The sequence below is a fragment of the Marinobacter sp. 1-3A genome, from assembly GCF_016597775.1.
Lineage (GTDB): Bacteria > Pseudomonadota > Gammaproteobacteria > Pseudomonadales > Oleiphilaceae > Marinobacter > Marinobacter xiaoshiensis.
In genome coordinates this window covers 149,035-175,176 of record NZ_VCGZ01000009.1, presented here as the reverse complement: position 1 = coordinate 175,176, position 26,142 = coordinate 149,035, and the positions used below count along the sequence as shown (strand labels likewise).

The following is a 26,142-nucleotide window of genomic DNA, read 5'->3' as shown; positions in this document are numbered from 1 at the left end:
CGTCGGCCAAAAACATAAAACAACGAGAACAAAATGGCTAAAAAAGACCAGCTCTTAGGGTGGGATGTTTCTCCATACACCGCAAAAGTGCGTAGTTATTTCAACTACAAGAACATTCCATACGACTACAGGCCACCCAACGCACACACATTGTTCAGAAAGGTGCAGCCTGCCGTTGGCAAAATAATAATGCCCACTGTGTTTCGGCTCGATGGCTCCGTGCTACAAGATTCAAGCCATATCATTGATGTTTATGAAACGGAAAACCGACTCAAACCGGTTTTCCCTGAAACGCCAAAACAAGCCTTTGCCAGCATGTTGGTGGAGCTGTTTGCTGATGAATGGTTACCCATGGCCTCCCTTCACTACCGCTGGAACTACACGGGTAACTTGAAGTTTATCATTGGCGAATTCGGCAAGAATGCACTCCCCTATTTCCCTGGCGTCATACAGCGCACCGTAGCCAAAAAATTCGCCGGGAAAATGTCAGGCTATTTGCCAGTTTTGGGCATCACCAGGAAAATGGAACCCAAGCTAGAGGTGGCCGTTGAAAATATTCTGTCCCTGCTGAACAAGCATTTTCAGGCCTGTAAATTTCTATTGGGCGGGCATCCTACGGTTGGAGACTTTGCATTATATGGCCAGCTATACGCCCACCTGCACCGTGACCCCGAACCGGTAGATCTAATTAAAAAATACGATCATCTTCATACGTGGCTAATGGCAATGCATGGATCATTCGGTCAGCCTTGTGAAGCCTTGCTCCCAAATGATGAGTTACCTGACACACTGATTCCTGTTTTGCAGGCAATGTCATCACTGCAGGCCCCGTTGTTAGAACAAGCTATTCAGGGGGTGAAATCCTGGGCAGATGAAAACCCCGCTAAAGATAAGATACCCCAACGCCTTGGAGACGCCAGGTTAACGATTGAGGGAGAATCGGAGACGCGCTACAACGTGAGTTATCCTTATTGGATGGTGCAACGAATCAATCAAAATGTGGAGGCAGGCTCTTCAGAGCTTAAAGGGTTTATCCAAGAACTGGGGCTGGCTTCCGTATTTTCTGAACCCTTACCCGTGAAGGTAGAATTAAAGCGGGCCCGGCTCTATAAAAGCTAGAACACAAGGCTCAATACATAATATAAGGGGTTGACAGGTATGATTTTCTTTAATGCTGCCCGTTGGCGGGGCGCTACCATGGTGGTGGCATTGTGCGGATCGCTGGCTGGCTGCGCGGCTCTCTCGCCTGCGCCGAATTTGACCTCTGATGAAAAGAAGGCCCTCAGTGCCAATCTGAACGAGAAATACAAGGCGTATCAGGACTGCATGGCCAGTGAATCCGACCGCTTCAGCCATATCACATCTGCACCCCCTTCAGACATTGCAAAGGGTGCCCAGGCGGGCTGTGAAGCTGCGTTCAGGAATTATCACCAAGCCGTGACCAAACAGTTTACGGCCTTTGTATCAAGTGCCAGCCAAGCAGAAGCCCGAAGCCGGGCTGACCAGCATGCCAGCGATGCAAAAAATCGCACCGCTGGTCATATTATCCAGCGGGTTTTGATCCAAAGACAGTAAACCGGATGGCAGAGGGGGCAACCCTACAGCTGTGATTGAGCATCAAATCCATATTGCCTAGAATGGCGCTCCTTTTATTCAATGCAGGTTACTACCATGAGCGATACTAAATCACTGCCAGATCTACCGGATCGTCTTTCAAGAAACCCTAACAGCCCGCACCATGTCGCTGAAGTTTTTGTGCACGATATTGCTATCAAGCTTAATGGCAAAGAGCGCACCAATGTTGAGGAATACTGCATCAGTGAGGGTTGGATAAAAATCGCCTCCCCCAAAGCGTTGGACCGTCGTGGCCAGCCGCTGTTGATGACTATGAAAGGTAAGGTTGAGGCCTACTACGATTAAGCAACACGGTGCCAAGGAGATTACCCATGCCCCGCATTTTTGAAGATAACTCTCAGTCTATTGGCAATACGCCTCTGGTCAGGCTGAACCGTGTTAACGATGGCGCTACTATCTGGGCCAAAATTGAGGGTCGTAACCCGGCCTATTCGGTAAAATGCCGAATTGGTACGGCAATGATACTGGATGCCGAGAAGCGGGGCGTGCTGAAGCCGAGCATGACCATTATCGAGCCCACCAGTGGCAATACTGGCATAGCTCTGGCGTTTGTTGCTGCAGCCAGAGGCTACAAGATTGTTCTTACAATGCCCTCTTCCATGAGCCTGGAGCGCCGCAAGGTATTGAAAGCGCTGGGTGCGGACCTGCTGCTGACCGAGCCTGCAAAGGGCATGCCTGGCGCGATTGCCAAAGCAGAAGAACTGGCAACGGCCGAGCCTGAAAAGTACTTTCTGCCACAGCAATTCAATAACCCGGCTAACCCGCAAATTCACGAAGACACCACCGGCCCTGAAATCTGGAACGACACTGATGGTGCCGTGGATATTTTTGTTGCGGGCGTAGGCACCGGCGGCACGCTTACGGGCGTATCTCGCTATATCAAGAATACCCAAGGCAAGGCCATTACGACGGTTGCTGTTGAGCCTGCCGACTCCCCTATCATCACCCAAGTGCGTAATGGCGAGGCCCTCAAGCCGGCACCGCACAAAATCCAGGGCCTTGGCGCTGGCTTTGTGCCAGGGAATCTGGATCTGGAGATGGTTGATCAGGTGGAAACAGTCACCAATGAAGACGCCATGGCCATGGCCCACCGCTTGATGCAGGAAGAAGGCATTCTGTGCGGCATTTCCTGTGGTGCGGCAGTGGTTGCCGCTGTCCGGGTTGGCCAGCAGCCTGAACACAAAGGTAAGAACATTGTGGTCATTCTGCCGGATTCTGCCGAGCGCTACCTCTCCAGCGCCCTGTTTGCCGAGCAGTTTGGCGATACGGAAAACGTGCAGTAAAACGCCACCTCATAATGGCGCTCCGAGTCTTGTTGGGGCGCCATTATGCAACCCAAAACTCAGAACCCAGTCGTTCGATTATGTTTTCCGACTTTTTGAACCGTAAAACGACCTACGCTACTGAGTTGCGAGATTTCCAAGAATGGCACAAAGGCATTGAGCACTTTGGTTTCTGGGCGATTGAAACAACAGGTTCTGATTGTCTCGAGAAAATACACACTCACCAGGAATATCTTTCCCACCGTTTGCATCCTGGCTACCAACGCCAGCCTCATATTACGTTAGCCCTGGAAGGCTTGCTGAAAGACACCCCTTCGCTTGCACCGTCAATAATCAGAACCATTGAGCAACTGGAGGCTGCCAATCTGCGGCCTTTCCCATTGCAGTTAGCAAGGTGCAACAGCTTTGCCACCTGCCCTTATCTGGAAATTGCTGACCCACGCGGTTATTTGAGCTCTATCCGAAACTGCCTCAACACTGTTGAGCACCAGCAAAACCCGAAACCCTACACGCCGCACGTCACACTGGGCTTTTACAACCAGGCACATTCCACTTCATGCATAGTGAAAGAAATGTCCGGAATACTCTCGCCGGATATCGAGTTTATGGTTAATGAAATTGTATTCGCACAATACAAAACCAGGGAGGTGCAAGGCCCTTATGAAGTTTTACATCGCATAAAACTGGCACCCCAGGCTAGTTAACCAGGCAGGTTGATAAGGTTCCGTAAAACACTGCAAAATTCAGGGGTTCCGTGTTCCCGTTACAATTGCTTTGGGCTAGGGTTAGCGCAACCTTTAACTGCCGGCCACTCTGGCGGCTGAGACTATGCGAAGACTGGTTTTATTTTGGAGACACAATGAAGAAAATCCTTTTGGCCGCTTCTGTTTTGTTTGCTTTGAATGCCAATGCCGATACCACGGTTATTGAATCCCAGGCCGTCAAGAATGGTGTTGTAAAGTGTGTGGCACCTCTGGCAGAGATGGGTGATTTCATTATTGGTGATAAAAACCATGCAACCCATTCAACCTGGAACTCAGGCGACCCGGATAACCGCCTCTATGCTTCCTTGTCGAGCAAGGGCTACTCTGATGGCGATTCCCATGTAACTGTGATTGCCGCGCCTACGTCATCAGGCAAATGCGACACCACCTATGTTGAAACCTTTGCGTTACCAAAGTCCTGCATGCTCACCAGAGAAGAGGTGTTCGGTGACTGGGCCTATGTAGGCACCATGAACGGCAAGACCCTAATTCTGAAAAATGAAAATGATACCGTAAACATTTACCTCTCTGCTCAAGGCACAAACGACAACATTTGCCTGGTTTCAAAAAGAGAAGTTATTTACCAGTAAGTCCCTCCCAAATAGCGGTGGAATGGCGCTGTCACATCCACCGCTGCATCCATTTGTTCCTCTCTTCCCGCGTTTGCTCTCAGGTTGTGTCTTCATTTCATGCACTCCCGGTCTTGCCTCATGGCAAGTTGCTGCTACTATGAATGTTCAATTGAACATCTAGCAATAAAAAACCAATTGGAGTCGGCCCTCCCCAGATGTTCAATTAAACCGCATGGAACCCCATGCTTGGACCGCTCCCGACGGAGAATCACAATGAATTTCCATAAAAAAAAGCTTCCCGGGGTACTGCCCTCTGCTGCCTTAGCGGCTTCCGTTTTGATGGCAAGTTTCAGCGGTCAGGCGTTTGCCGACTGCGAGAGAGGCGCACTGGATACTCTGTATTGCGATGAAAATGGCGACATGGTTGCAGACTTGCCTGCGGACAAGTCCAAGTGGAACGATCCCAACACCCTGATTTTTGCCTACACCCCGGTTGAAGACCCCGCCATTTATTCCGATATTTGGCAGCCGTTTATCGATCATCTTTCGGAAGTGACCGGCCGTGATGTTCGCTTCTTTGCTGTTCAGTCCAACTCAGCTCAAGTAGAAGCTATGCGCAGTGGCCGTCTGCATATTGCTGGCTTCTCCACTGGCCCAACGCCTTTCGCGGTAAACCTGGCTGGTGCGGTTCCTTTTGCGCTGATGGGTTCAGAAACAGGTCAGTTTGGTTATACGTTGCAGGTGTTCACCCACGTTGATTCAGATATTCATGAGATGAAAGATCTGAAGGGCAAGCGCGTAGCTCACACTTCCCCAACGTCTAACTCTGGTAACCAGGCTCCACGGGCCCTGTTCCCTGAGATGGGCATCGTACCTGGAGAAGACTATGAGATTTCCTTCTCAGGTAGCCATGACCAGTCCATGCTGGGTGTGGTCGCAAAAGACTACGATGCAGCTCCGGTAGCATCGGAAGTCGTTGAGCGTATGGCGGCTCGCGGGCTGTATGACACAGACGACGTGCGTCTGGTTTGGGAATCTGATCGCTTCCCGACAACGTCTTACAACCATGCTCACAATCTGCACCCGGATCTGGTCGAGAAGATCCGCGAAGCGTTTTATACCTTCCAGTTCGCCGGCACTGAGCTGGGCGACGAGTTTGAAGGCGTAGAGACCTTCGTTCCGATCAACTACAAAGATAACTGGAAGGTCATCCGCACCATCCAGGCCTCCAACGGCGTCCAGTACACCCGCGACAACCTTAAATAAGTAGACCAAGAGCCTCTGGCTAACCGCCAGGGGCTCTACCCGGAGTTAATCACATGTTAGAGATTACCAACCTCGTAAAACGTTACGGGCAAAACGAACCTGTGCTCAAAGGCCTGAATCTGACGGTTGATGGTAGCAGTGTTGTTTCCATCGTCGGCGCATCCGGTGCCGGTAAAAGCACTCTGTTACGCTGCATTAACCGGTTGGTCGAGCCAACTTCGGGTTCGATCAAGCTGAACGGCCACGAGTTGGTCAATCTTCGCGGAAGCGACCTGCGCCATTCTCGCCGCCGCATCGGTATGGTTTTTCAGGGCTTCAACCTGATTGACCGGTTAACTGTTATGGAAAACGTGCTCTCTGGTCGACTGGGCTATGTGTCCTTCTTCCAGGCTCTGACTCGCCGCTTTCCGCAATCGGATATAGACCGCGCATTCAGCCTCATGGAGCGGGTGGGTATCGCCCACTACGCCGATAAACGTGCCGACCAACTGTCTGGTGGTGAACGCCAGCGTGTTGCCGTAGTACGCGCTCTAATGCAAGAGCCCGAGATTCTTTTGGCTGACGAGCCCACCGCTTCGTTGGACCCGAAAACCTCGCAGCAAATCATGAGCCTGCTGCAAAGCCTTGCCAGTGAAATGTCCCTGCCTGTACTGATCAACATTCATAACGTTACTCAGGCTCGTATGTATACCGACCGCATTGTCGGCATGCGTCATGGCCAGATGATTTTTGACGGTGAACCCAAAGACTTCAACCAGGATGCTCTGGATGCCATTTACGGTGGCATCGAATCGCCGGAAGAAGATGCCGGTGATCAAGGTGGGCAAGCATCCTCAACCGAGGAGGCTTCAGCATGACACCCGGCAGAACTGCATCCGATGTACAATCGGGCAGGGTCTGGAAAAAGCCCCCTTTCATAACAAATCCCTGGATTCGTTATGGATTGGTCGCTATTACCCTGGCCTACTTGTACTGGGCATTCTCAACACTGCCCTTTGACTGGCAGCGTATCGCTGAAGGCTTGCCTCGTGCAGGCAAAATTTTTGGCGGCGCTTTCCCTCCCAGCTTTGAACGCGCAGGGCTGTTATGGACGGGATTCAAGGAAAGCTTCCAGATTGCCTTTTTGGCAACCATGCTGGGCGTTCTGCTGTCTGTACCCATTGCGGTTATGGCGGCTCGTAACGTAGCGCCCCTTCCCGTATACATCCTGGGGCGGACTCTTATTATCGTCTCCCGCAGTTTTCACCCGGTTATCGTCGCTATCCTGTTTGTTGCGGCGGTTGGCTTTGGCCCAATGGCGGGCATTCTTACCCTGACCCTTTACTCCATCGGCTTCGTTGCGAAGTTGCTGGCTGAGGAAATTGAGGAAATCGATTGGGGTCAGGTTGAGGCCATGCGTTCTGTTGGTGCCGGCTACATGAAGATTCTGGTTTATGGGGTTTTCCCGCAGATCATGCCGCGCCAGATCGGTTTGTCTATGTATCAGCTCGATAGCAACCTCCGTGCTTCAGCCGTGGTAGGTATTGTGGGCGCCGGCGGTATTGGTGGCACGCTGATGAACGCATTCGGACGTTACGATTACGATTTCGCCTTTGCCATTTTGCTGATGATTATTGCGATCATTCTAGTCAGTGAAGGCTTGAGCGGATGGGTGAGGAAAAAAGTATGGTAGATCACGCTGCAAAACTGGCCGATCGAGTCTGGTCACGCTACGACCGAAAAGAACAGCTAACGCGCTATGCGGTCTATCTGGTCACCCTGATGGCTGTTGTATGGGCCGTGCGCGACATTGATATTTTTTGGCCCTGGGTGTGGGATGCGCCCAACCAGATCCAAAGTTTGGGCGCTCGTATGTGGCCGCCGGAGTTCAGCAGGTGGGATGCAATATTCTCCGCCATGCTGGAAACAGTGCACATAGCCACTCTGTCCACCATGCTGACGATTTTCATCGCTTTGCCGGTGTCTTACATTGCGGCGCAGAACACCACTCCGAACAAGGTCACGCTGTGGATTGGCCGGTTCATTCTTGTCTCCAGCCGTTCTGTTAACACCATTATCTGGGCTTTGCTGTTCGTGGCGATTTTTGGCCCGGGTGTGCTGGCCGGTATTTTGGCAGTTATGTTCCGCTCCGTCGGCTTCATCGGCAAGCTTATGGGCGAGGCTATTGAAGAGATTGACCGCCGCCCTGTGGAAGCCATGGAAGCAACCGGTGCCAGCAAAATGAAGGTGGTTCTGTATGCGATTGTGCCTCAGGTAATGCCGGCCTTTTTTGCCATCATTATTCTGCGTTGGGATATCAACATCCGTGAATCCACTGTGTTGGGCTTGGTGGGTGCTGGTGGTATCGGGGTGCTGTTACAGGGTTCCATCGACATGTTTGCTTGGCAAACTGTTGCAACTATCCTGCTCGCAATCGTTGTGTTGGTCATTCTGGGCGAGGCGCTGACCAGCGTCCTGCGCAAAAAAGTAATTTGACCTGGTAAACCGATTCTATGAAAGACAGTATCGATTTTGGCAAGGCCGACATTCTCTTCACCGATGTGGACGATACGCTCACCACCGGTGGCCGGCTTCTGCCAGAGACCTATCAGGCTATCTGCCGTTTGGCAGAGGCCGGCATCAGTATCATCCCGGTAACCGGAGGCTGCGCTGGCTGGTGTGATCAGATCATTCGTACCTGGCCAGTAAAAGCGGTTATTGGTGAAGGCGGAGCCTTCTATGCCGAACGCACTGCCCCACAAACAGTTAGCTGGCACTTCTGGGAAAACGAGGCCAAACACCGCCGCGACCAGCAGGCCATCTTGAATGCGGTTGCCGCGTTGGATCTGGACTTCGAGGCCAAGCTGGCCACAGACCAACCCTTCCGTTTTGTAGACGTTGCCGTGGACTACAACCAGCAGGAATCGCTGACACCTGAACAGGTAGCTGCGATTCACGATCCTCTGGTGGCTCAGGGCTTCAGCGTTCGCCAAAGCTCTATCCACATCAATATCTGGCTCGGCGATTTCGACAAATCCACTATGTCGCTTCGAGTGGGCCAGGAGTTACTGGGGCTGGATATCGAGTCCTTGCAGAAGCGCTCTGTTTTCATTGGTGATGCACCCAACGACGAGAGCATGTTCCGCAGTTTTCCGATGAGTGTTGGTGTAGCCAATATTCGTAAGCATTTACCCGTTATGACCCATCAGCCCGCGGCAATTGTCAGCCAGCCCTCGGGTTTGGGCTTTGCTGAAATGGCAGAGGCCTGGCTGCAACATCGCACCTGACCGAGCACCTAATCTGATGAGTGCCAAAGAACGCCAGCGCTGCATCCTGGAATGGGTGCATGAACAGGAGCATGTCGAAGTTGAAGACATAGCTCAGCGCTTTGGCGTCACCACGCAAACCATTCGTCGCGACATCAACAAGATGTGCGAATTGGGTTTGTTACGGCGCCGTTATGGCGGTGTCAGCCTGCCGCCAGCAAAACCCGCTTCTAACCTGGCCTACCTGCATGATGAACAACCCACCCATCAGCTAGTCAAACAACTGATGGCTAAACGCGTTGCGGCAGATATTCCGGAAGGCGCTACCGTTAGTCTGGGTGTTGGCAGTACGGTTGAGCAGGTCGCGAAAGCGTTGATTCATCATCAATCCCTTCGAATACTGACTAACAACCTCAGCGTAGCAGCAGCCCTATCGAGCAACCCGGGTATTGAGGTTATCGTGTCGGGTGGCATGTACCGGCACAACCATCACGATGTGGTTGGCCCCGAGGTCACCAGCTTCTTCAGTTCTTTCACAACCGACTTTGGTATTTTCAGTGCCGGAAGTATGGACCTGGAACAAGGCTTGATGGATCACGAAATCCGCGAGGCTGAAGTTAGCCGTGCAATCATTGCAAATACCAGAACCCGTATGCTTGTGGCAGACCACAGAAAATGGACTCTGAATTCACACTGCAAGGTCGCAACGTTCAAGTATGTTGACCGTTTTTATACCGATTCCGTACCCCGGAAACAACGGGCCAATCTGCCCGTTTCTATAGCCATTATTGAGTGCGACGAATCACAACCTGTGATTAGTTGACCATTAAAGAGGTGGCTACTAATGTTCAGCTCGGAACTACAAACCTAAACAAAAAATACAGAAGGATTCTGTCATGAAACGCACTTTGTACCTTCCTTTGCTAGTTGGCTCTCTTGCGGTTATGTCTGGTTGCAGCAGCATGCACCACGATACCAACGCACCTGAAGCCACCCCTACAGATGGCCAGGCGCTGGTTCAGCTTGGGCCACGGCCTTACTTCCTGGTTAACAACATGGATGAGGGCAAGCTGAAGCAGTCCTTGCAAGCGTGTGAATCCAAGCCGGTAACGTCGTCGACCTTCTCTATCGGCCACCGGGGTGCCCCCATGCAGTTTCCCGAGCATACCCGCGAATCCTACATAGCTGCCGCCAGAATGGGGGCCGGGATTGTAGAGTGCGACGTGGCCTTTACCAAGGACAGGCAACTTGTGTGCCGCCACGCCCAGAATGATCTGCACACCACCACCAACATAGTGGCTGTACCGGAATTGAACGCCAAGTGCACAAAGCCTTTCACCCCTGCAGATCCGGCCACAGGCACAAAAGCAGAAGCTGAATGCCGCACAAGCGACATTACACTGGCTGAGTTTAAATCGCTCAGGGGAAAGATGGACGCATTTAACCCGGATGCAACGACCCCGGAGGAATATCTGGGCGGCACTGCAGCCTGGCGAACCGATTTATATTCAACAAACGGTACCTTGCTAAGCCATCGCGAAAGCATTGAACTACTCAAAGAGTTGGGCGTTCAATTTACACCGGAACTGAAAACCCCGGTGGTTGATATGCCTTTTGAAGGCGAGTACACACAGCAGGATTATGCGCGCCAGATGATCAATGAATACCGTCAGGCGGGCGTTAGCCCCTCCGATGTTTGGCCTCAATCGTTCCTGCTGGAAGACGTGATTTTCTGGGTAAACGAAACGCCTGAATTCGGAAAACAGGCAGTATTCCTTGATGAAGACGACCACTCCCCTGAAAACGTATCCCTGGAACACATGGAGAAGCTCGTTCAGCAAGGGGTTCCTGTTCTGGCACCTGCAATCTGGAAAATGCTGACCCTGAACAGCAACAACGAAATTGTACCTTCCGAGTACGCTCTCAACGCCAAAGCCGCAGGCCTTGACCTGATTGGCTGGTCGCTTGAGCGCAGCGGGCCACTAAACTCTGGCGGCGGGTGGTACTATCAGAGCGTAACCGATGCCATCAACAATGACGGTGACATGTTCACAGTGATTGATGTGTTGGCTCAGGAAGTGGGTGTAATCGGCATTTTTTCAGACTGGCCGGCCACTACAACCTACTACGCCAACTGCATGGGCATATAAGCTGACGCTGAACCCTGGAGTTAATTAATGAACCCGATCGTAGCGAATAACAGGCCTGTAAAAGTGGATCTTGCAGACGGCGAGGAATACTACTTTTGCACCTGTGGCCGTTCCAGCAAACAGCCGTTTTGCGACGGTTCCCACGTGGGAACTGAGTTCAATCCAAAACCCTTCACGGCTGAAAAATCTGGTGATGCCTATTTGTGCCAGTGCAAACATTCGGCAAATCTGCCGTTTTGCGATGGTACTCATAAGCAGTTTGATGCCAGTGCAGTTGGCAAGGAAGGGCCTGGCATCAAAGCGGGAGCAAGTGAGATTCCCGTGGCAAGTGCCACTGTTGAGGAACCTACGGTCGAGTTCATACATCAACTGGCCAGAGATGGCTTATCAAAGATGGGGCACCATGGTCCTATGACCTCCATGGGGGTGCCCCGTCATTTGCTGCCGCACTGGGATGATATTCAGGTGATGACGGCGCAAATGGCTACACAGCCTCTGCTTGAAGATGTGCCAGTTAGTACCGAGCTGGTTATCGGGCCCAGAGCCAGAAAGCCGCTGAAGCTCAAGATTCCCCTGCTTGTTTCCGACATGAGTTTCGGAGCCCTGTCTGAGGAAGCCAAGCTGGCTTTGGCGAAAGGCGCCGAAATGGCAGAGACAGGCATTTGCTCTGGAGAAGGCGGAATGCTGCCAGAGGAACAGGCCGCTAACTCCCGCTATTTTTACGAATTGGCGAGTGCGCAATTCGGGTATGACGAAGCAAAACTGAAAGATGTTCAGGCTTTCCACTTCAAAGGTGGGCAAGGCGCAAAAACCGGTACTGGCGGCCATCTGCCAGGCAATAAAAACGTCGGTAAAATTTCACAGGTTCGCGGTATTCCCGAAGGCGAGCCTGCTGTATCTCCCCCAACATTTGCACACTTGCACACGGCTGCAGATTTCAAGAAATTTGCCGATCGCGTGCGTGAGGTAACGGGCGGCATTCCCATTGGTTTCAAACTCAGCGCCAACCATATTGAAAAGGACATTCAGTTTGCTCTGGATGCCAGTGCTGACTACATCATATTGGACGGTCGTGGCGGCGGCACAGGTGCGGCGCCGGAAATGTTCCGCGATCACATCAGTGTGCCAACCATACCAGCCCTTGCAAGGGCACGGCGCTATCTGGATGAGCAAGGCGTGGGTGGCGACGTTACCCTGATTATTACCGGTGGCCTGCGCACACCCATGGATTTCGTGAAGGCCCTGGCTTTGGGCGCCGATGGCGTAGCCATAGCAAACAGCGCCATGCAATCAATAGGCTGTGTCGCTGCACGCATGTGTAATACAAACAACTGCCCTGCCGGTATAGCCACACAAAAAGCAGATCTTCGGCAGCGTTTGAACGTCGAAAAATCCGCCGGGCAGCTCAGGAATTTCTTTGAAGCCTCTGTAGAGTTGATGCAAGTGATGGCCAGAGCTTGTGGCCACGATTCGTTGAATTCATTCAACAGTGACGATTTGGCAACTTGGCATCGGGAGATGGCTCTGTTATCAGGAGTAAAGTTTTCAGGGTTTATTGAACCCTGATCAACTTTTCCATCACTCATCTGACTTTTGAGGTATGTATGAAGATCTATGCTCCCCTTACGTTGGCGTCTGCCCTTTTCCTCACTGCCTGCGCAAGTTCGCCACAGGATGATGCAAAAGCCGGAAGCCAGACAGCCGCCACGCACACCTATCAATGCGAGAGTGGCGAAACGATTACGGCAACCTACCCTTCCAACACATCTGCTGTAATTCAGCACAAGGGTGCCAAGCACACCATGCAAATCGCAGTGTCTGCCAGTGGTTCACGCTACGTTGGCAACGAACTGGAATGGTGGACAAAGGGCTCCGGGCCCGGTGCTGAGGCTGCCCTGCTCCACCACAAGCCTGATGGCACTTCCGGCAAAATAATAGAGAACTGTGCTGAATCCTGAGCATCGAAAGAGATGATAATCACGCTTGCTCTGTCGCATTTGAACTAATATAGAGGCTGGATTCCCGCTTCCCGAAGCCCTGCTTCAAGAGGTATAGCTATGCAATATTTGGGAGTTGTTGCCAGCCTCATATTGTTCTCTAGCCGCGCGTTTTCTGCCAAAACGATAGCAGACGAGCAGCATTGCGCGGCGCTGGAGCACCTATGAATAGTGCGTTGTTTGAATCATTGCCTATAACTGGTTTTACGTAGCAGTTGCATTTCTGATGATGGCTTTCGGCGAAATAGGCTACCAATTTGGCGTACGCACCCGAACTCGCCGGGATGAAGACGCAATGGCGTCTTTAGGTTCAATGGTTGGTGGTTTGTTAGCTATGGCAGCGTTTGTGCTGGCATTCACTTTTTCCATGGCCTCGTCTCAGAATGACCAAAGAAAACAGGATGTGCTTCAGGAAGCAAACAGCATCGGCACGGCCTACTTGCGAGCTGATCTGCTTGATCAGCAATATAAAACCGAAGTTAAACGGCTTTTGCAGGACTACGTTGATGTTCGGTTAGAAGCTGCGAATACCCGCAACCTGAACGCCCTGATAGCCGAATCTGTTGAACTCCATAGCCTCTTGTGGGCGCAGGTGTCAGCAGCAGCCATTGCGCGCCCCAATACAAACACTTCGCTGGTGGTCCAGTCTGTCAACGATGTGATTGATATGCATGAGAAACGCCTGACCGATGCGTTGCGCAACCGTATTCCAGGCATTGTATGGATAGCGCTATCCGCCATCATTGCGCTTACGATGATCACCCTGGGCACTCAGGCCGGGTTTACAGGGAAACGACGACTTGTCGCCACTATCCCCTTGATACTGGCGTTTGCAGTGCTGATGACACTGGTTGTTGATCTGAACCGCCCTCAAAGCGGTTTGATAAAGGTGAGCCAGCAGTCGATGATTGATCTTCAAAACAGCATGGGCCCCAATCACGCCCCGACAGTGGAATAGCCCTTTACCCGAGGGGCGCTTCCGGTTTATTAAAGGAATATCCTGCATGAGCCAAAATACAGGCAACACAAGCAAGGTAGACAGACTGCTGGCTGAACAGCGTGATTATATTGCGAAACGCGAAAGTGGGTACCGAGAGCGCGCTCTGAAAATGTACCCCTGGGTATGCGGCCGCTGTGCCCGTGAGTTTACGCGCATCAATTTGCGTGAGCTTACTGTGCATCATGTTGACCATGACCACGACAACAATCCCGCCGATGGCAGTAACTGGGAATTGTTGTGCGTGTACTGTCACGATGAAGAGCACAGCAAGTTTGAGGATTTTGTGCGCTACGGAGGCAGTTCCGAAAAACGCCGGGAAGCCGCAACGCACAACCCGTTTGCAGGGCTAAAGGAAGCGCTTGAGAAAAAGAGCTGAATAACTGGCGCACGGTGCACGCTGGACACCAAGCGATTCAGGCATTGCTGCTTGAATCAGAGCCTGGCGGGCTCGGCGCATCTCCTCTCCGGAATTTGAGCACATGCCCTTTGAAAGGCTTGTCCAGATAGTCTGTACACTCCGGCTTTTCCTCAGAAAAGCTGAACCCGTGAGTTTCCATGCGACGACTGAACTTGTTTTTTCTGCCCCTTCCCGGATCCACCAGAATGACTTCACAGGCCGTGTTGGCGTGCCGGTCAATAAAATCCGCTAACAGGTTTATGTGCTCGTCTTCGTACAACACATCACTACCAATAATAATATCAAACAAACCCAGATCGCTGGCTTTGTCCGCCCAGTCAACTCGTTGATAACCTATCGCTTTACCGTGATTGAGCTGTGTGTTCCGCTCCAGAAATACGCCCACCTCAGGATGATAATCCGTCGCTGTAATATCATCATTACGTTCATTCAAAAGCAGGCTGGAAAGCGCCATTCCACAGCCAATTTCCAGAATTCTCTTGCCCTCGGTTGGATGGTTCACAATGTAATGGGCAAGCACCAGGCTTGATGGCCAGATAATCCCGAACAGGGGCCAGGTAGCAGAGGAAATGCCCAGTTTGAGGGCGATATCGTTTGGATCGTCGAACTGCTGATTATCACGCAAAGTGCACACGTGAATGTCCACGTTGCCGAACTCAATAGTTTGGTAGCGAAGACGTAGTGGTGATTTCATTGAGGGTCACACTGAAGGAGTTAGGCCCGCCAACCTGTTAAATGAAGCGGCAAATCCTATTCCTTCAGAGTATACCCCCTGGCTGACTTGAGAAACTATTTTATCGTTTTTCCAGATCCTCAAAGAAAATCTGAATCCGCTCGGCGTTGGTACCAAGATCGCTCTTACCCAATCGGGAGGCAGAACGCATATCCACTTGCACGCCCTGCTCTGTTTCCGTCATACGGATAGCCACATCGTCTTTAAACCCGAACCAGCGAGTGGTCGCAGTGGCTTCGATGGTGTTGTCGGTGGTTCCGGCAATCTTCCAGCCACGGGCCTGAATCTTCCTTTTTACCGTTTCCATAACACTGGCCAGGGGCGCGTCCACCAGAATCGGTTTTAACTGGGGGTACGCTAACTGTTGCTGCTTCGCTGTTTCCGCTCCGGGATAGTCCACGGCATTGGGGGCTTCTTCACGGGCCGCCGCCAACAATGTGAAGGCAGGAGGGTTTTCCATATCCGTTGTGATGTCGTGGATGGGGGGCACGCTTTGGGCACGCTCCTTCATCTGCATGGGTATGGCAACCATTGCCACAACCGCCAAGGTTACCAACACACCCACCAGAGCCGGCCGCCACCGGCGCAACACGCCCGCAAGTACCAGAGTTATCAGCCCAAGCAAAGCCGCGCCCATTGCCAGTTGTGCACCCTGACGCAACCACGTGAAGGAAGTACCCAATCCGATCCACTCTGCCTTGTAAGCTGGCCCGGCGATGGCCATCAACACACCTGCAACGATCAACAGGGCTATGGCAAGCCACGCTGTAACAAGAGGCCACTTTCCGCTGCGTCGTGGTGAGTTGTTTGCTGACAGCATTTTGATTCCTTCATTGTGGATGGGACAAACTATTACGATGCCATACCTTAGCCCGATCACCCTGGCTTTGGTATGCTCAAGGATCACAACAGGTAAAGGCTTTGCCGAGGGTAAGGTTATGGCTGGTGGCTGGACCCGTGATGGGGCTGTACAAGATCAGATTGATGCGAGCGTAGAGGATGCCGTGGCTGAGGCACGCAGCCGGCTCGGCAGGGGTGAAAGTGCAGAATTCTGCGAAGAGTGCGACTGCCCTATTCCTGAAGCTCGGCGCAAAGCGATTTCCGGTGTACGCCTGTGTGTGAATTGCCAGGCGGCCCTGGAAAAGCAGGAAACCACATCAGGCGGCATCAACCGCCGAGGCAGCAAAGACAGCCAGCTGAGATAGCCGGGCGTCAGGCGTCCGGAGTAGCTGCTGCCAAGTCGCCGGCATCACTTTTTGCCGCTAGCACCCTCACCCGCTCGAAGTCCTCTTCATTGAATACCCCGTTCACACCGGATATGGCCGCCAGCGTCATGCCATGCTTCAGGCCCAGTTTGTAAATATCCCGAACCTTTTCCCACTCAATGTTGCGGCCCAGTGTAAAGTTCTCAAAACGGCCTTCCAGCGCCAGCACAATAGTTTCTGCCAGGCAGGCGTAGGCTACACCTTCAGGTAGGCCGATGTTTTTCATAGATACATCATTGCCCGGCAACTGAACCTCTCCGGATTCAATTACCAGCACATCGGGACGTTTGGCCACATCTTCTGCTGATATATCCAGCGGCCGAGCCACATCAGTGATCACGCAACCGGGCTTTACTTTCATGATATCCAGAATGCGTTTGCCGGCACCGGAGGTGGCTGTCACGATCATGTCCATATCTGCCAGATCACGGTCAGCAGAGCCCGCCACGTGTACTATGGCTCCCGGCGTCTCCTGTTCAATGCTTTCCTTTAGAGCCAGAAGTTTGGCCGGTTCCGGTGCGGCCAGATAAATCTCATCCACCGCTTTGGCCAGCAGCCGTGCGCATACCGACCCAATAGCACCCGTTGCGCCCACCACCATGGCTTTGCCTGTCATCTTGCCGTTTTTACCTATCTTGGCGCGGCCTATCATTTTCACCGCATCCTTGGCAGCCCAGAGTGCACCGGAAGCGCTGTAACTGTTGCCTGTGGTAATCGGGAGCGGTGCCCGTTTTGCAACGGTAATGCCTGCGTCTCCCACCACTTTTGTGAAGGCACCCAGGCCCATGATCTGTGCCCCCAGCTTTTTCGCGAGATTGGCAGCAGCCAGCAGTCGGCTATAGGTAAACTCGGGGTCATGAGCCATGATTTCTTTTGGCGTACCGCCTACGGTAATCAGCCACCCTTCCACCTCATCCCCGGTGGGCGATTTGATGCCGCTAACTTTGGAATAGATGAACGGTGGCGCGTAAGCCACTGCTTTTTCCACCAGGTTCATCACCATCGGCGGTGACACACTGGCAACCCAATCCAGTGGCCGCGTTTTAGTCAGGTATTGCTGAGATAGAGGGTGGATCACAAAGGCAAACCGGTTTATCCGCCGATAACCGTTTGGGTAGAGAATCCGCGGCTCAATACCCAGGCTCTGAATCACCCCAAGATAATCATCAGCACCCAATTGGCCGGGGGTACGTGAGAGCGCCGCGCTGATCATGGCTTCCATCACATTCACGCCCACTGGTCTACCTTCCAGCCAGGGACTGTAATCCACCACCATGGCCACCTTGCGTGACCGCATCCAGTCCAGAGCCTCTTCCGTTACGCGGGAAGTGATGATGGTTTTGCCATCCAGCTCTTTGTGGGTGAAATTTGCCAGATCACCCATGTGGCCAACGATAACATGGGAGTCTTTCGCAGCCTGATGCAGGGAGCCTTTGATCAGCCCCTCCCCAAGACGATACAGCGGCGTGCGGAGCACGGTTTCAAGCGTTTTCAAGGCTGACGGGCGAAACATGATCGGCGCGGTCAACGAGCTGTAGGTTTCCAGCTGTTTGAGGGAGGTGAGCAACCGTGGCACGCCGAAGTCCATATACGGATCAGCAAAAAAAAGGTTATCCGTATGCTCGGAAAGGGCTTTTGCCACCCGGTAGCCGGCTTGTCCATTCAGGAAGAGTACCCGGGCGTTATCGAAGAAGTGCCCCAACTCGGTTTGGGTTAGGCGCACAGCCCACTCCTGAAGAATACCCCGAAGCCCTGCGCCACTGGTTATCGGTTTGTCTGGAATACAGGCTTCAAGCTTTGCGGTGTCCGGGTGTTCCAGCTTCACAGAGCCAACCTGATAATGATCGGATACCATACTGAGGCCAAAAGCGTCGGCCCGCTCATGATAGGTTTTCAGAAGCGCGACCGCGCGAGAAAGATCTCCGTCGGTCCCGGCACGGATCACCCGGAAGGCTTGTCCCAGAAACTCGGTTTCCAGATCGTAATCGTATTCGGATGAACCTTGGCTTACGCTGATAACAGTTTTCATACCCAATCCTTGTTCTTGCCGAAACCTTGTTATGTACAGAGTAGGACTATGTACCCATTATTGTTTTAGCACAGGTCAAGTTTATCCTGCGTCATACCAACCGCCCCCAAATGAACAGGCTACACTGAAGATATATCACAACGGATATCTGCCCCGACATACCTTCCCCTTCAACAGGAGCCAACATGAGCATTCAAGCCGAATTGCACGCAACCGTTCAGGCGCTTGTTCAGCCTGGCAAAGGCATTCTCGCTGCCGATGAAAGCCACCCCACGATTGCCAAACGGTTCAAGGCCGTTGGTGTTGAATCCACTGAGGACAAACGCCAGGAATATCGCAGCCTTATTTTCTCCACACCCGGGCTTGGTGAGTTCATAAGTGGCGTGATTCTTTTTGAGGAAACCCTTGGCCAAAACAGCCTTGAGAGAGTAACCATTCCAGACCTGCTGAAAAGCCAGGGAATTGTGCCGGGCATTAAGGTAGACAAGGGTAAGAAGCCACTGGTTAATGCCTTGGGAGATGAAATAACCTACGGCCTGGACGGCTTGGACGACCGGTTGGAAATCTACAAAAATCAGGGGGCCCGCTTTGCCAAATGGCGCGCCGTGTACAACATTTCCGACACCCTGCCTTCACGACAGGCGGTGGAGGCCAACGCCGAAATGCTGGCACGCTATGCCGCGCTCTGCCAGGCCATAGGCGTTGTGCCCATTGTGGAACCCGAGGTTCTGATTGATGGTGATCACACCATCGGGCGGTCTGCGGAAGTAAACGAAATCGTGATTGCAGAGGTTTTCAATGCACTTCGCCGCCACCGTGTGCAACTGGAAACCATCATTCTTAAACCAAGCATGGTAACGCCGGGCAAAGAGTGCGCGAAGGCGCTCCCGGAAGATGTGGCAGAAGCCACCTTGCGGGTATTCCGCAGAGTAGTTCCGGCGGCCGTTCCGGGTATTAACTTCCTCTCCGGAGGGCAAACCCCGGAAGAAGCCACTCTCAACCTGAGCGCGATGAACAGCCTTGGCCGACAGCCTTGGTACCTGAGCTTTTCCTACGGTCGTGCGCTACAAGAGCCTGCACAGAAAGCCTGGGCCGGAGACTTGAACAACGGGTCGCGCACCCAGGCTGCCATGCTTAAACGCGCACGGCTGAACGGAGCCGCGACCCAAGGCTCGTACACACCCGATATGGAAAGTTGAAGGTAGATCAGGCTGCCTGCACGGCAGCCTTGGATTTGGCAGGGTCAACCTGCTCAAGGCACGCCAGCATAGGCGCAACCTCGCGGATCTTGCGGGCGTGAGGCCACAGTGCTTCAGCCTCAGCAAACCCCTGGCGAAGAAAGTTCAGCCACTGTTTGATGCGACCGGTTACGTACTTGTCTTCCAGCCACCCCTGAAGCACGCTGGCGTATTCTTTCACTAATACCACTGCTTCTGGCCAGGTCATATCGTCAACCTGAACACCCTGCTGGCTGGCTTTGATCTTGAGAGCCAGATCTGGCCTTGCAATCAGGCCCCGACCAATCATTACATCCTCACAACCGGACACCTCACGGCAACGCCAGTAATCCGCCACGCTCCAGATCTCGCCGTTAGCAATGACTTTGGCCTTCACCGCCTCCCGTGCCTTGGCAATTTCCTCCCAGTAAGCAGGCGGTTTGTAGCCATCCACTTTGCTGCGAGCATGAATAACAATCTCTTGAGCGCCCGCAGCGTCTAATGCCTGAGCACAGGCTACGCCCATTGAGCGATCGTCATACCCCAGGCGCATTTTAGCGGTTACCGGAACACCTGCGGGCACGGCCTTGCGAACCGCCGCTGCAATCTCATACATCAATTCCGGTTCACGCATCAGCACACAGCCACCCTTGTGCTTGTTCACCGTTTTCGCTGGGCAACCAAAGTTAATATCAACCTGAGTCGCGCCCAGTTCCGCCGCCTTACGGCCATGCCAGCCCATTTGTTCGGGGTCTGAACCCAGAAGCTGAATGGCCACGGGGGTACCCACTTGCGTGAGTGACTGGTTGTGCAGCTCCGGTGCAAACTTGTAGAAGACCCTTGGCGGCAACATGCTGTGGGTCACACGGATAAACTCCGTCACGCACCGGTCTATCCCGCCAACTTTTGTGAGCGTTTCTCGAATAGGTGCGTCAACCAGCCCTTCCATCGGGGCAAGAATGATCCGCATAGGGTCTCCATATATTCAAAATTAAAAATGCGCGGAAGCCCTAAAAGCAACCGCGCAGTTCGGCAACTGCCTCACTTCTCGTGAGGGCTTTTATTCAAGCCGATATTACTCTGCCAGTTCAGGGTCTGCAGATAATTCATCCGGCGACTTGACCGACATACCCAGAGCCTTGGCAACCCCTTCGCCATAGGCGCGGTCACAACGGGTGCAGTTGTCGATGTGGCGCTGTTTGATGAAGTCTGGAGCATCCCCCATATTCCGCCCGGTGTTTTCAAACAGTACCTGCTGCTGGGCAGGTGTCATCAGTTGAAACAGTGCGCGCGGCTGACTGTAATAATCGTCATCATCTTCGCGGAAATCGAACATGGCCGCATTGCCGTCAATCTTGAGCGGCGGCTCTGCGTACTCGGGCTGATCTTTCCACTGGCCGAAACTGTTTGGTTGGTAATGGGGCAAACTACCGTAATTGCCGTCCATCCGGCCAAGACCATCGCGGTGGTTGCTCATAACCGGACATTTGGCAGCATTCACCGGCACCTGCTGATAGTTTACGCCCAAGCGGTACCTTTGCGAATCCGGGTAATTGATTAGTCGTGTCTGAAGCATCTTGTCCGGGGACACGCTTATACCAGGAACGAGATTTGATGGCGAGAAGGCCGCCTGCTCAACATCCATGTGATAGTTTTCAGGATTTCGGTTCAGCTCAAATTCGCCGACCTCGATAAGCGGGTAGTCCCCTTTTGGCCAAACCTTGGTCAGGTCAAACGGATGAACGTGGTAGGTTTCCGCATCGGCTTCCGGCATCACCTGCACATACATTTTCCAGCGTGGGAAATCGCTACGTTCGATAGCGTCAAAGAGATCCCGCTGGTGGCTTTCGCGGTCATCAGCAACAATCGCTGCAGCCTCGGCGTCGGTCAGATTCTCAATGCCCTGCTGCGTTCTGAAGTGGAACTTCACCCAGTAACGCTCACCTGCTTCGTTCCAGAAGCTATAGGTGTGGCTGCCAAAACCATGCATGTGCCGGTAACTCTTGGGAATGCCACGATCCGACATGACTACAGTCACCTGATGCAGGGCTTCTGGCAGAAGCGTCCAGAAATCCCAGTTGTTCGTCGGCGAACGCATGTTGGTTTTTGGATCGCGTTTTACTGCTTTATTCAGGTCTGGGAATTTTTTGGCATCCCGCAAAAAGAACACAGGTGTGTTGTTGCCCACCATGTCCCAGTTGCCTTCTTCGGTATAGAACTTGAGCGCGAAGCCGCGAATATCACGCTCAGCATCAGCCGCGCCCCGCTCCCCTGCCACGGTGCTGAAGCGGGCAAACATTTCAGTCTTTTTACCCACTTCACTGAAGATTTTGGCGCGTGTATACCGGGTGATATCGTTGGTTACGGTGAATGTTCCGAACGCTCCAGAGCCTTTGGCATGCATGCGACGCTCAGGGATGACCTCACGCACGAAATTGGCGAGTTTTTCGTTCAGCCACACATCCTGGACCAACACAGGCCCACGCTTGCCAGCGGTCATCGAGTTCTGATTGTCGACTACCGGGGCACCAAAGGCAGTTGTAAGGTGTGATACCGGACATTTGCTCTTATTCGATTTTTCATCGGCCATGGTCAATTCCTCTGAAGTTCCAAACACAATTAAGCAGCTTATACCCGGGCTTGGAGATACTAAAGCTTTGGAGGATAGATGAGCCAAAACTCGTGCCTCGCAACTTTTCCTCAATCCCTTGTTTCGGTGTAAGCCTCAACCACCATTCAAGCACTACAACGCCCTTCTGGATAATCAATTCCGGAAAAGACTGCGAAAGCTTTTAACTATCAATAAATAGGAGGCATTAAATACGCTCAATGAACTCAAACTTACCTTGTTCATTGAACACAATTCGGAAGGACCCACGAACGCCGTCGCGTAGATAGAAACGGGAGAGGATACGGGCCGGGAAACGGACGGAGCGTCCGTCCCGGGCCGTGGTGTGAACATCAGTAGCAATGCCCTGATAAAATTTAATCCACTCATCAGGGCTAATGCTTATGTCCACAATAATCTGGTGCATGGGCTTAGTTAGCCAGTTCCAGCAACAGACGGTTCAGGCGGGATACGTAAGCACCCGGGTCTTGCAACTGCTCGCCGCTGGCCAGTGTAGCCTGATCCAGCAGAACGGCTGAGAGCTCATTGAAGCGCTCATCACCTTTCTCGCTTTCCAGGCGCTGAACCAGTGGGTGATCTACATTGATTTCAAAGATTGGCTTGCTGTCGGGAACCTTCTGGCCCGCCGCTTCCATGATCTTCTTCATCTGGGCTCCCATATCAAAATCGCCCGTTACCAAACACGCCGGTGAATCTGTCAGGCGGTTGGTGACACGCACTTCCTGAACCCGGTCGGTAAGTGCTGTTTTGATACGCTCCAGAAGCTCTTTGTGTTCTTCAGCAGCTTCTTCTTTGTGTTTCTTGTCTTCTTCGGTTTCCACATCACCAAGGTCAAGATCACCACGGGCAACGTCCTGGAAGGATTTGCCGTCATACTCGTTCAGGTAACCCATCATCCACTCGTCGATACGGTCGGAGAGGATAAGCACTTCGATGCCTTTCTTGCGGAAGACCTCCAGGTGGGGGCTGCTCTTGGCGGCCATGAAGTTGTCAGCGGTGATGTAGTAGATCTTGTTCTGACCGTCTTTCATGCGCTCAATGTACTGGTCCAGAGATACATTCTGGGTGCTCTCACCTGTGTGGGTGGAGGCAAAGCGCAGCAGGCCGGCGATTTTCTCGCGGTTGCTGAAGTCTTCCGCCGGGCCTTCTTTAAGAACGGTGCCAAACTCATCCCAGAACTTCTGGTATTCACCGGCATCTTTCTTGGACAACTTACCTAGCATGTCCAGCACACGTTTGGTAAGCGCTGTGCGGATGCTGTCTACCGTGGAGTCGTTCTGCAGAATTTCACGGGACACGTTCAGGGACAGGTCGTTGGAGTCCACTACCCCCTTGGCAAAGCGCAGGTACAACGGCAGGAACTGTTCTGCGTCGTCCATGATGAATACGCGCTGAACATACAGTTTCAGACCACGAGGCGCTTCGCGGTTGTACATGTCAAATGGCGCACGGGCCGGAATGTACAGCAGGCTTGTGTAGTCGAGCTTGCCCTCAACCTTGTTGTGGGACCAGGTGAGCGGGTCTTCAAAGTCGTGGGCAATGTGCTTGTAGAACTCTTTGTATTCCTCGTCTTTGATTTCGGTACGAGGCAGGGTCCACAGCGCGGTTGCGTCGTTAATCGTCTCGTCTTTTGGCTCTTCGCCTTCTTCGGTCGGCTCAGATTTCATAACCACCGGGAAGGAGATGTGATCGGAATACTTCTTCACCAGGTTGCGCAGGCGGAAGCCATCGGCAAATTCGGTGGCGTCTGGCTTCAGGTGTATAACAATTTCGGTTCCGCGCTTTTCGCGGGTAACTTGCTCGATGGTAAATTCACCGTCACCTGCTGATTGCCAATGTACGCCCTCTTCTGCTGGCGTGCCTGCACGGCGGGTGAATACATCAACTTTGTCGGCAACGATGAAGGCAGAATAGAAGCCCACACCAAACTGGCCGATGAGCTTGCTGTCTTTCTTTTCATCACCGGAGAGCTGTTTGAGGAATTCTGCGGTGCCTGAACGGGCAATGGTGCCAAGGTTCTGGATAACGTCTTCACGGCTCATGCCGATGCCGTTGTCACTCAGGGTGATGGTGTTGGCTTCTTTGTCGAAATCCAGGCGGATCTGCAGCTCTGAGTCGCCTTCGTAAAGGCCGTCATCTTTAACGGCGGCGAAGCGCATTTTGTCTGCGGCATCGGAGGCGTTGGAAATCAGTTCGCGGAGGAAAATTTCCTTGTTTGAGTACAGGGAATGGATCATCAGGTGAAGTAGTTGTTTTACTTCCGTCTGAAAACCTAGAGTTTCTTTTTGCGATTCAACTGTCATTCTTTGATCTCTCCTGCAATCGACATTTGAGGTGAACACGGGAGCAAGGGGCTTCTCCAAAACACGCTGTGGATACATCCCTGTACGCTCGGCTCCGCCATCCATGGCTCCGCACGGTTTTGGAGAAGCCCCTTGCTCCCGTGTTATCCAGCTTGTGAGTTCGTCTAGCAGGAAAATGGGGTCGTTCAGAGGGTTTTCAAGCCCCGGAGTGGAGCGGTTTTAATTTTCAAGTATGTAAAGCAGGCAGCCGCCGTGTAATCATATGTTTCAGGAATTCAATTACAGGAGTCGAGAGTGAAAAACGCCGTCTTGCAACGTTGTGCGCCAATTATGGCACTTGTGCTGGTGCTTTCCGGGTGCTCTGTAAACCCGGTTACCGGGGAGAACCAGCTTTCGCTGATTGGTGAGAGCCGGGAATTCGCCATGGGTGCTGAGCAATATACGCCCACCCAGCAGACTCAAGGCGGGCAGTTTTACGTTGATCCCGAGCTTACGCTCTACGTGAGGGAGGTTGGTGAGAAGATGGCGCGAGTGAGTGACCGCCCTGACCTGCCCTACGAGTTCGTGGTTCTTAACAGCGGCGTGCCAAATGCCTGGGCGTTGCCTGGTGGAAAGATTGCTATTAACCGCGGCCTGTTGACTCAGCTTAGTGATGAAGCCCAGCTTGCGTCTGTGCTGGGCCATGAGATTGTGCATGCGGCGGCGCGCCACAGTGTTCAACGTATGCAAAAGGGGATGCTGATCAGCGCGGGCGTGGCCGGTTTGGGGTTTGCGCTGTCTGATAATGAGTGGGCTGGTCTGCTTATGGGTGGTGCGGCTGTCGGCGCGCAGCTTGCTCTGGCGCAATACGGCCAGGGGGATGAGCTGGAATCGGATTACTACGGCATCGTTTATATGAAAAAAGCTGGCTACGACCCGCAGGCTGCTGTTGAGCTGCAAGAGATTTTTCTTCAGCTTTCGAAGGGGCAGCAGGCAGGATTTGTAGACGGCCTTTTTGCGACCCACCCACCTTCCGCCAAGCGCGTGCAGGAGAACAGTAAACTGGTCGCCAGGATAGGTGGCGGTGGCTACCGTGGGGAAGATGTTTACAGGAAGAAAACAGCTTTCCTGCGCAAGGCTCAACCGGCTTACGACGCCCACGACGAAGCCATGAAACTTGCCTCCAATGGCGATATGGATGCAGCGCTTAAAAAGGTCAATGAGGCCATTAACCTGCTACCCCGCGAAGCCATGTTCTATTCTTTGCGTGGCCGTATCTATCAGGAGCAAAAGCAGCCCGAAAAAGCCCAGGCTGATTTTGATAAAGCGGTGTCCATGTACCCCGAAATGTTCATGTATCGAATCCACAATGGTCTGACCGCACTGCAGCTTAATAATCTGAGCAAAGCGCGGGAGAACCTGACCCGCGCTAACGAGGTAGTGCCAACGTCTATAGCCTTTCTGCGACTTGGAGATATCGCCGTGAAAGAAAACAACCGCAAGGAAGCTATCGCTTATTACAGCAAAGCGGCGGAGTCCAGCGGTGAAATTGCAGAAGAAGCCAGGCGAAAGCTGGCCGCGCTTACCCAGTAACATCTCTGCAAATCACGCTTCTAAAGGTCGACTTCCCTGGAATGTCGGCCTTTTTTTGTTTCTG

General features: G+C 52.7%; 27 protein-coding genes. 20 read left to right on the top strand and 7 right to left on the bottom strand.

The features are described from left to right. Nucleotides 1-33 precede the first annotated feature (33 nt). The 17 genes from FE848_RS14590 (at nt 34) to FE848_RS14510 (ending at nt 14,288) form a co-directional block, all read left to right on the top strand. Nucleotides 34-1,119: a glutathione S-transferase family protein gene (locus FE848_RS14590; protein WP_200204503.1), complete on the top strand. Its 1,086-nt coding sequence runs from the start codon at nt 34-36 to the stop codon at nt 1,117-1,119. A gap of 39 nt (nt 1,120-1,158) precedes the next feature. Further along, a complete protein-coding gene (locus tag FE848_RS14585) occupies nt 1,159-1,575 on the top strand; it encodes a hypothetical protein (protein WP_200204501.1) in 417 nt (138 codons plus the stop codon). A 96-nt stretch (nt 1,576-1,671) separates the two neighbouring features. Next, nucleotides 1,672-1,920 (top strand): DUF3297 family protein, encoded by a 249-nt coding sequence (locus FE848_RS14580; protein WP_200204499.1) that lies wholly within the window; start codon nt 1,672-1,674, stop codon nt 1,918-1,920. 26 nt (nt 1,921-1,946) lie between these two features. Further along, a complete protein-coding gene (cysK, locus tag FE848_RS14575) occupies nt 1,947-2,918 on the top strand; it encodes a cysteine synthase A (RefSeq protein ID WP_200204497.1) in 972 nt (323 codons plus the stop codon). An 80-nt stretch (nt 2,919-2,998) separates the two neighbouring features. Then, nucleotides 2,999-3,622 (top strand): 2'-5' RNA ligase family protein, encoded by a 624-nt coding sequence (locus FE848_RS14570; protein ID WP_200204494.1) that lies wholly within the window; start codon nt 2,999-3,001, stop codon nt 3,620-3,622. A 155-nt stretch (nt 3,623-3,777) separates the two neighbouring features. Continuing rightward, nucleotides 3,778-4,272 carry a hypothetical protein gene (locus FE848_RS14565; RefSeq protein ID WP_200204492.1) on the top strand — a complete coding sequence of 165 codons (495 nt, stop codon included), beginning with the start codon at nt 3,778-3,780 and terminating at the stop codon, nt 4,270-4,272. A 255-nt stretch (nt 4,273-4,527) separates the two neighbouring features. Continuing rightward, the gene (phnD, locus tag FE848_RS14560) at nt 4,528-5,520 is read left to right on the top strand and encodes a phosphate/phosphite/phosphonate ABC transporter substrate-binding protein (RefSeq protein WP_200204490.1); all 993 of its coding nucleotides are present in this window, start codon (nt 4,528-4,530) and stop codon (nt 5,518-5,520) included. Nucleotides 5,521-5,573: 53 nt separating this feature from the next. Further along, nucleotides 5,574-6,377 carry a phosphonate ABC transporter ATP-binding protein gene (gene phnC / locus FE848_RS14555; protein ID WP_200204487.1) on the top strand — a complete coding sequence of 268 codons (804 nt, stop codon included), beginning with the start codon at nt 5,574-5,576 and terminating at the stop codon, nt 6,375-6,377. Further along, nucleotides 6,374-7,192: a phosphonate ABC transporter, permease protein PhnE gene (phnE, locus tag FE848_RS14550; protein WP_200204485.1), complete on the top strand. Its 819-nt coding sequence runs from the start codon at nt 6,374-6,376 to the stop codon at nt 7,190-7,192. Before phnC ends, phnE (FE848_RS14550) begins: the two co-directional genes overlap by 4 nt. Continuing rightward, nucleotides 7,186-7,995 carry a phosphonate ABC transporter, permease protein PhnE gene (phnE, locus tag FE848_RS14545; protein ID WP_200204482.1) on the top strand — a complete coding sequence of 270 codons (810 nt, stop codon included), beginning with the start codon at nt 7,186-7,188 and terminating at the stop codon, nt 7,993-7,995. Before phnE (FE848_RS14550) ends, phnE (FE848_RS14545) begins: the two co-directional genes overlap by 7 nt. Before the next feature lie 17 nt (nt 7,996-8,012). Further along, on the top strand, nt 8,013-8,786 hold the full coding sequence (locus FE848_RS14540) for an HAD-IIB family hydrolase (RefSeq protein WP_200204480.1): 774 nt from the start codon (nt 8,013-8,015) through the stop codon (nt 8,784-8,786). Nucleotides 8,787-8,802: 16 nt separating this feature from the next. Then, a complete protein-coding gene (locus FE848_RS14535; RefSeq protein WP_200204478.1) occupies nt 8,803-9,588 on the top strand; it encodes a DeoR/GlpR family DNA-binding transcription regulator in 786 nt (261 codons plus the stop codon). 73 nt (nt 9,589-9,661) lie between these two features. Continuing rightward, entirely contained in the window at nt 9,662-10,915 is a 1,254-nt protein-coding gene (locus FE848_RS14530; protein WP_200204476.1) for a glycerophosphodiester phosphodiesterase family protein, read from the top strand. A gap of 27 nt (nt 10,916-10,942) precedes the next feature. Then, entirely contained in the window at nt 10,943-12,481 is a 1,539-nt protein-coding gene (locus tag FE848_RS14525; protein ID WP_200204474.1) for a glutamate synthase-related protein, read from the top strand. Between the two features lie 38 nt (nt 12,482-12,519). After that, entirely contained in the window at nt 12,520-12,873 is a 354-nt protein-coding gene (locus FE848_RS14520; protein WP_200204466.1) for an MliC family protein, read from the top strand. Between the two features lie 265 nt (nt 12,874-13,138). Beyond that, entirely contained in the window at nt 13,139-13,870 is a 732-nt protein-coding gene (locus FE848_RS14515) for a hypothetical protein (protein WP_200204464.1), read from the top strand. Between the two features lie 46 nt (nt 13,871-13,916). Further along, nucleotides 13,917-14,288, top strand: coding sequence for a YajD family HNH nuclease (locus FE848_RS14510; protein WP_200204462.1), 372 nt, complete (start codon nt 13,917-13,919; stop codon nt 14,286-14,288). A 37-nt stretch (nt 14,289-14,325) separates the two neighbouring features. Here FE848_RS14510 and FE848_RS14505 read toward each other — a convergent pair whose 3' ends face one another. Continuing rightward, a complete protein-coding gene (locus FE848_RS14505) occupies nt 14,326-15,024 on the bottom strand; it encodes a class I SAM-dependent methyltransferase (protein WP_200204460.1) in 699 nt (232 codons plus the stop codon). A 100-nt stretch (nt 15,025-15,124) separates the two neighbouring features. Beyond that, nucleotides 15,125-15,883, bottom strand: coding sequence for a DUF1499 domain-containing protein (locus FE848_RS14500; RefSeq protein WP_200204457.1), 759 nt, complete (start codon nt 15,881-15,883; stop codon nt 15,125-15,127). Nucleotides 15,884-16,001: 118 nt separating this feature from the next. Between FE848_RS14500 and FE848_RS14495 the strand changes: the two genes are divergently transcribed. Further along, entirely contained in the window at nt 16,002-16,268 is a 267-nt protein-coding gene (locus FE848_RS14495) for a DksA/TraR family C4-type zinc finger protein (protein ID WP_200204580.1), read from the top strand. A 7-nt stretch (nt 16,269-16,275) separates the two neighbouring features. Here FE848_RS14495 and FE848_RS14490 read toward each other — a convergent pair whose 3' ends face one another. Continuing rightward, nucleotides 16,276-18,357, bottom strand: coding sequence for a dehydrogenase (locus FE848_RS14490; protein WP_200204455.1), 2,082 nt, complete (start codon nt 18,355-18,357; stop codon nt 16,276-16,278). A gap of 185 nt (nt 18,358-18,542) precedes the next feature. Here FE848_RS14490 and FE848_RS14485 point away from each other — a divergent pair, with 185 nt between their 5' ends. Further along, nucleotides 18,543-19,556, top strand: coding sequence for a class I fructose-bisphosphate aldolase (locus tag FE848_RS14485; protein ID WP_200204453.1), 1,014 nt, complete (start codon nt 18,543-18,545; stop codon nt 19,554-19,556). Between the two features lie 7 nt (nt 19,557-19,563). Here FE848_RS14485 and FE848_RS14480 read toward each other — a convergent pair whose 3' ends face one another. The 4 genes from FE848_RS14480 to htpG form a co-directional block, all read right to left on the bottom strand. Then, the gene (locus FE848_RS14480; RefSeq protein WP_200204451.1) at nt 19,564-20,544 is read right to left on the bottom strand and encodes a tRNA dihydrouridine synthase; all 981 of its coding nucleotides are present in this window, start codon (nt 20,542-20,544) and stop codon (nt 19,564-19,566) included. Between the two features lie 105 nt (nt 20,545-20,649). Next, nucleotides 20,650-22,164: a catalase gene (locus tag FE848_RS14475; RefSeq protein WP_200204449.1), complete on the bottom strand. Its 1,515-nt coding sequence runs from the start codon at nt 22,162-22,164 to the stop codon at nt 20,650-20,652. Between the two features lie 226 nt (nt 22,165-22,390). Further along, nucleotides 22,391-22,609 carry a DUF2835 domain-containing protein gene (locus FE848_RS14470; protein WP_200204447.1) on the bottom strand — a complete coding sequence of 73 codons (219 nt, stop codon included), beginning with the start codon at nt 22,607-22,609 and terminating at the stop codon, nt 22,391-22,393. 4 nt (nt 22,610-22,613) lie between these two features. Beyond that, a complete protein-coding gene (gene htpG / locus FE848_RS14465; protein WP_200204444.1) occupies nt 22,614-24,506 on the bottom strand; it encodes a molecular chaperone HtpG in 1,893 nt (630 codons plus the stop codon). A 330-nt stretch (nt 24,507-24,836) separates the two neighbouring features. Here htpG and FE848_RS14460 point away from each other — a divergent pair, with 330 nt between their 5' ends. Continuing rightward, nucleotides 24,837-26,078, top strand: coding sequence for a M48 family metalloprotease (locus tag FE848_RS14460; RefSeq protein ID WP_200204575.1), 1,242 nt, complete (start codon nt 24,837-24,839; stop codon nt 26,076-26,078). Nucleotides 26,079-26,142: the final 64 nt, after the last annotated feature.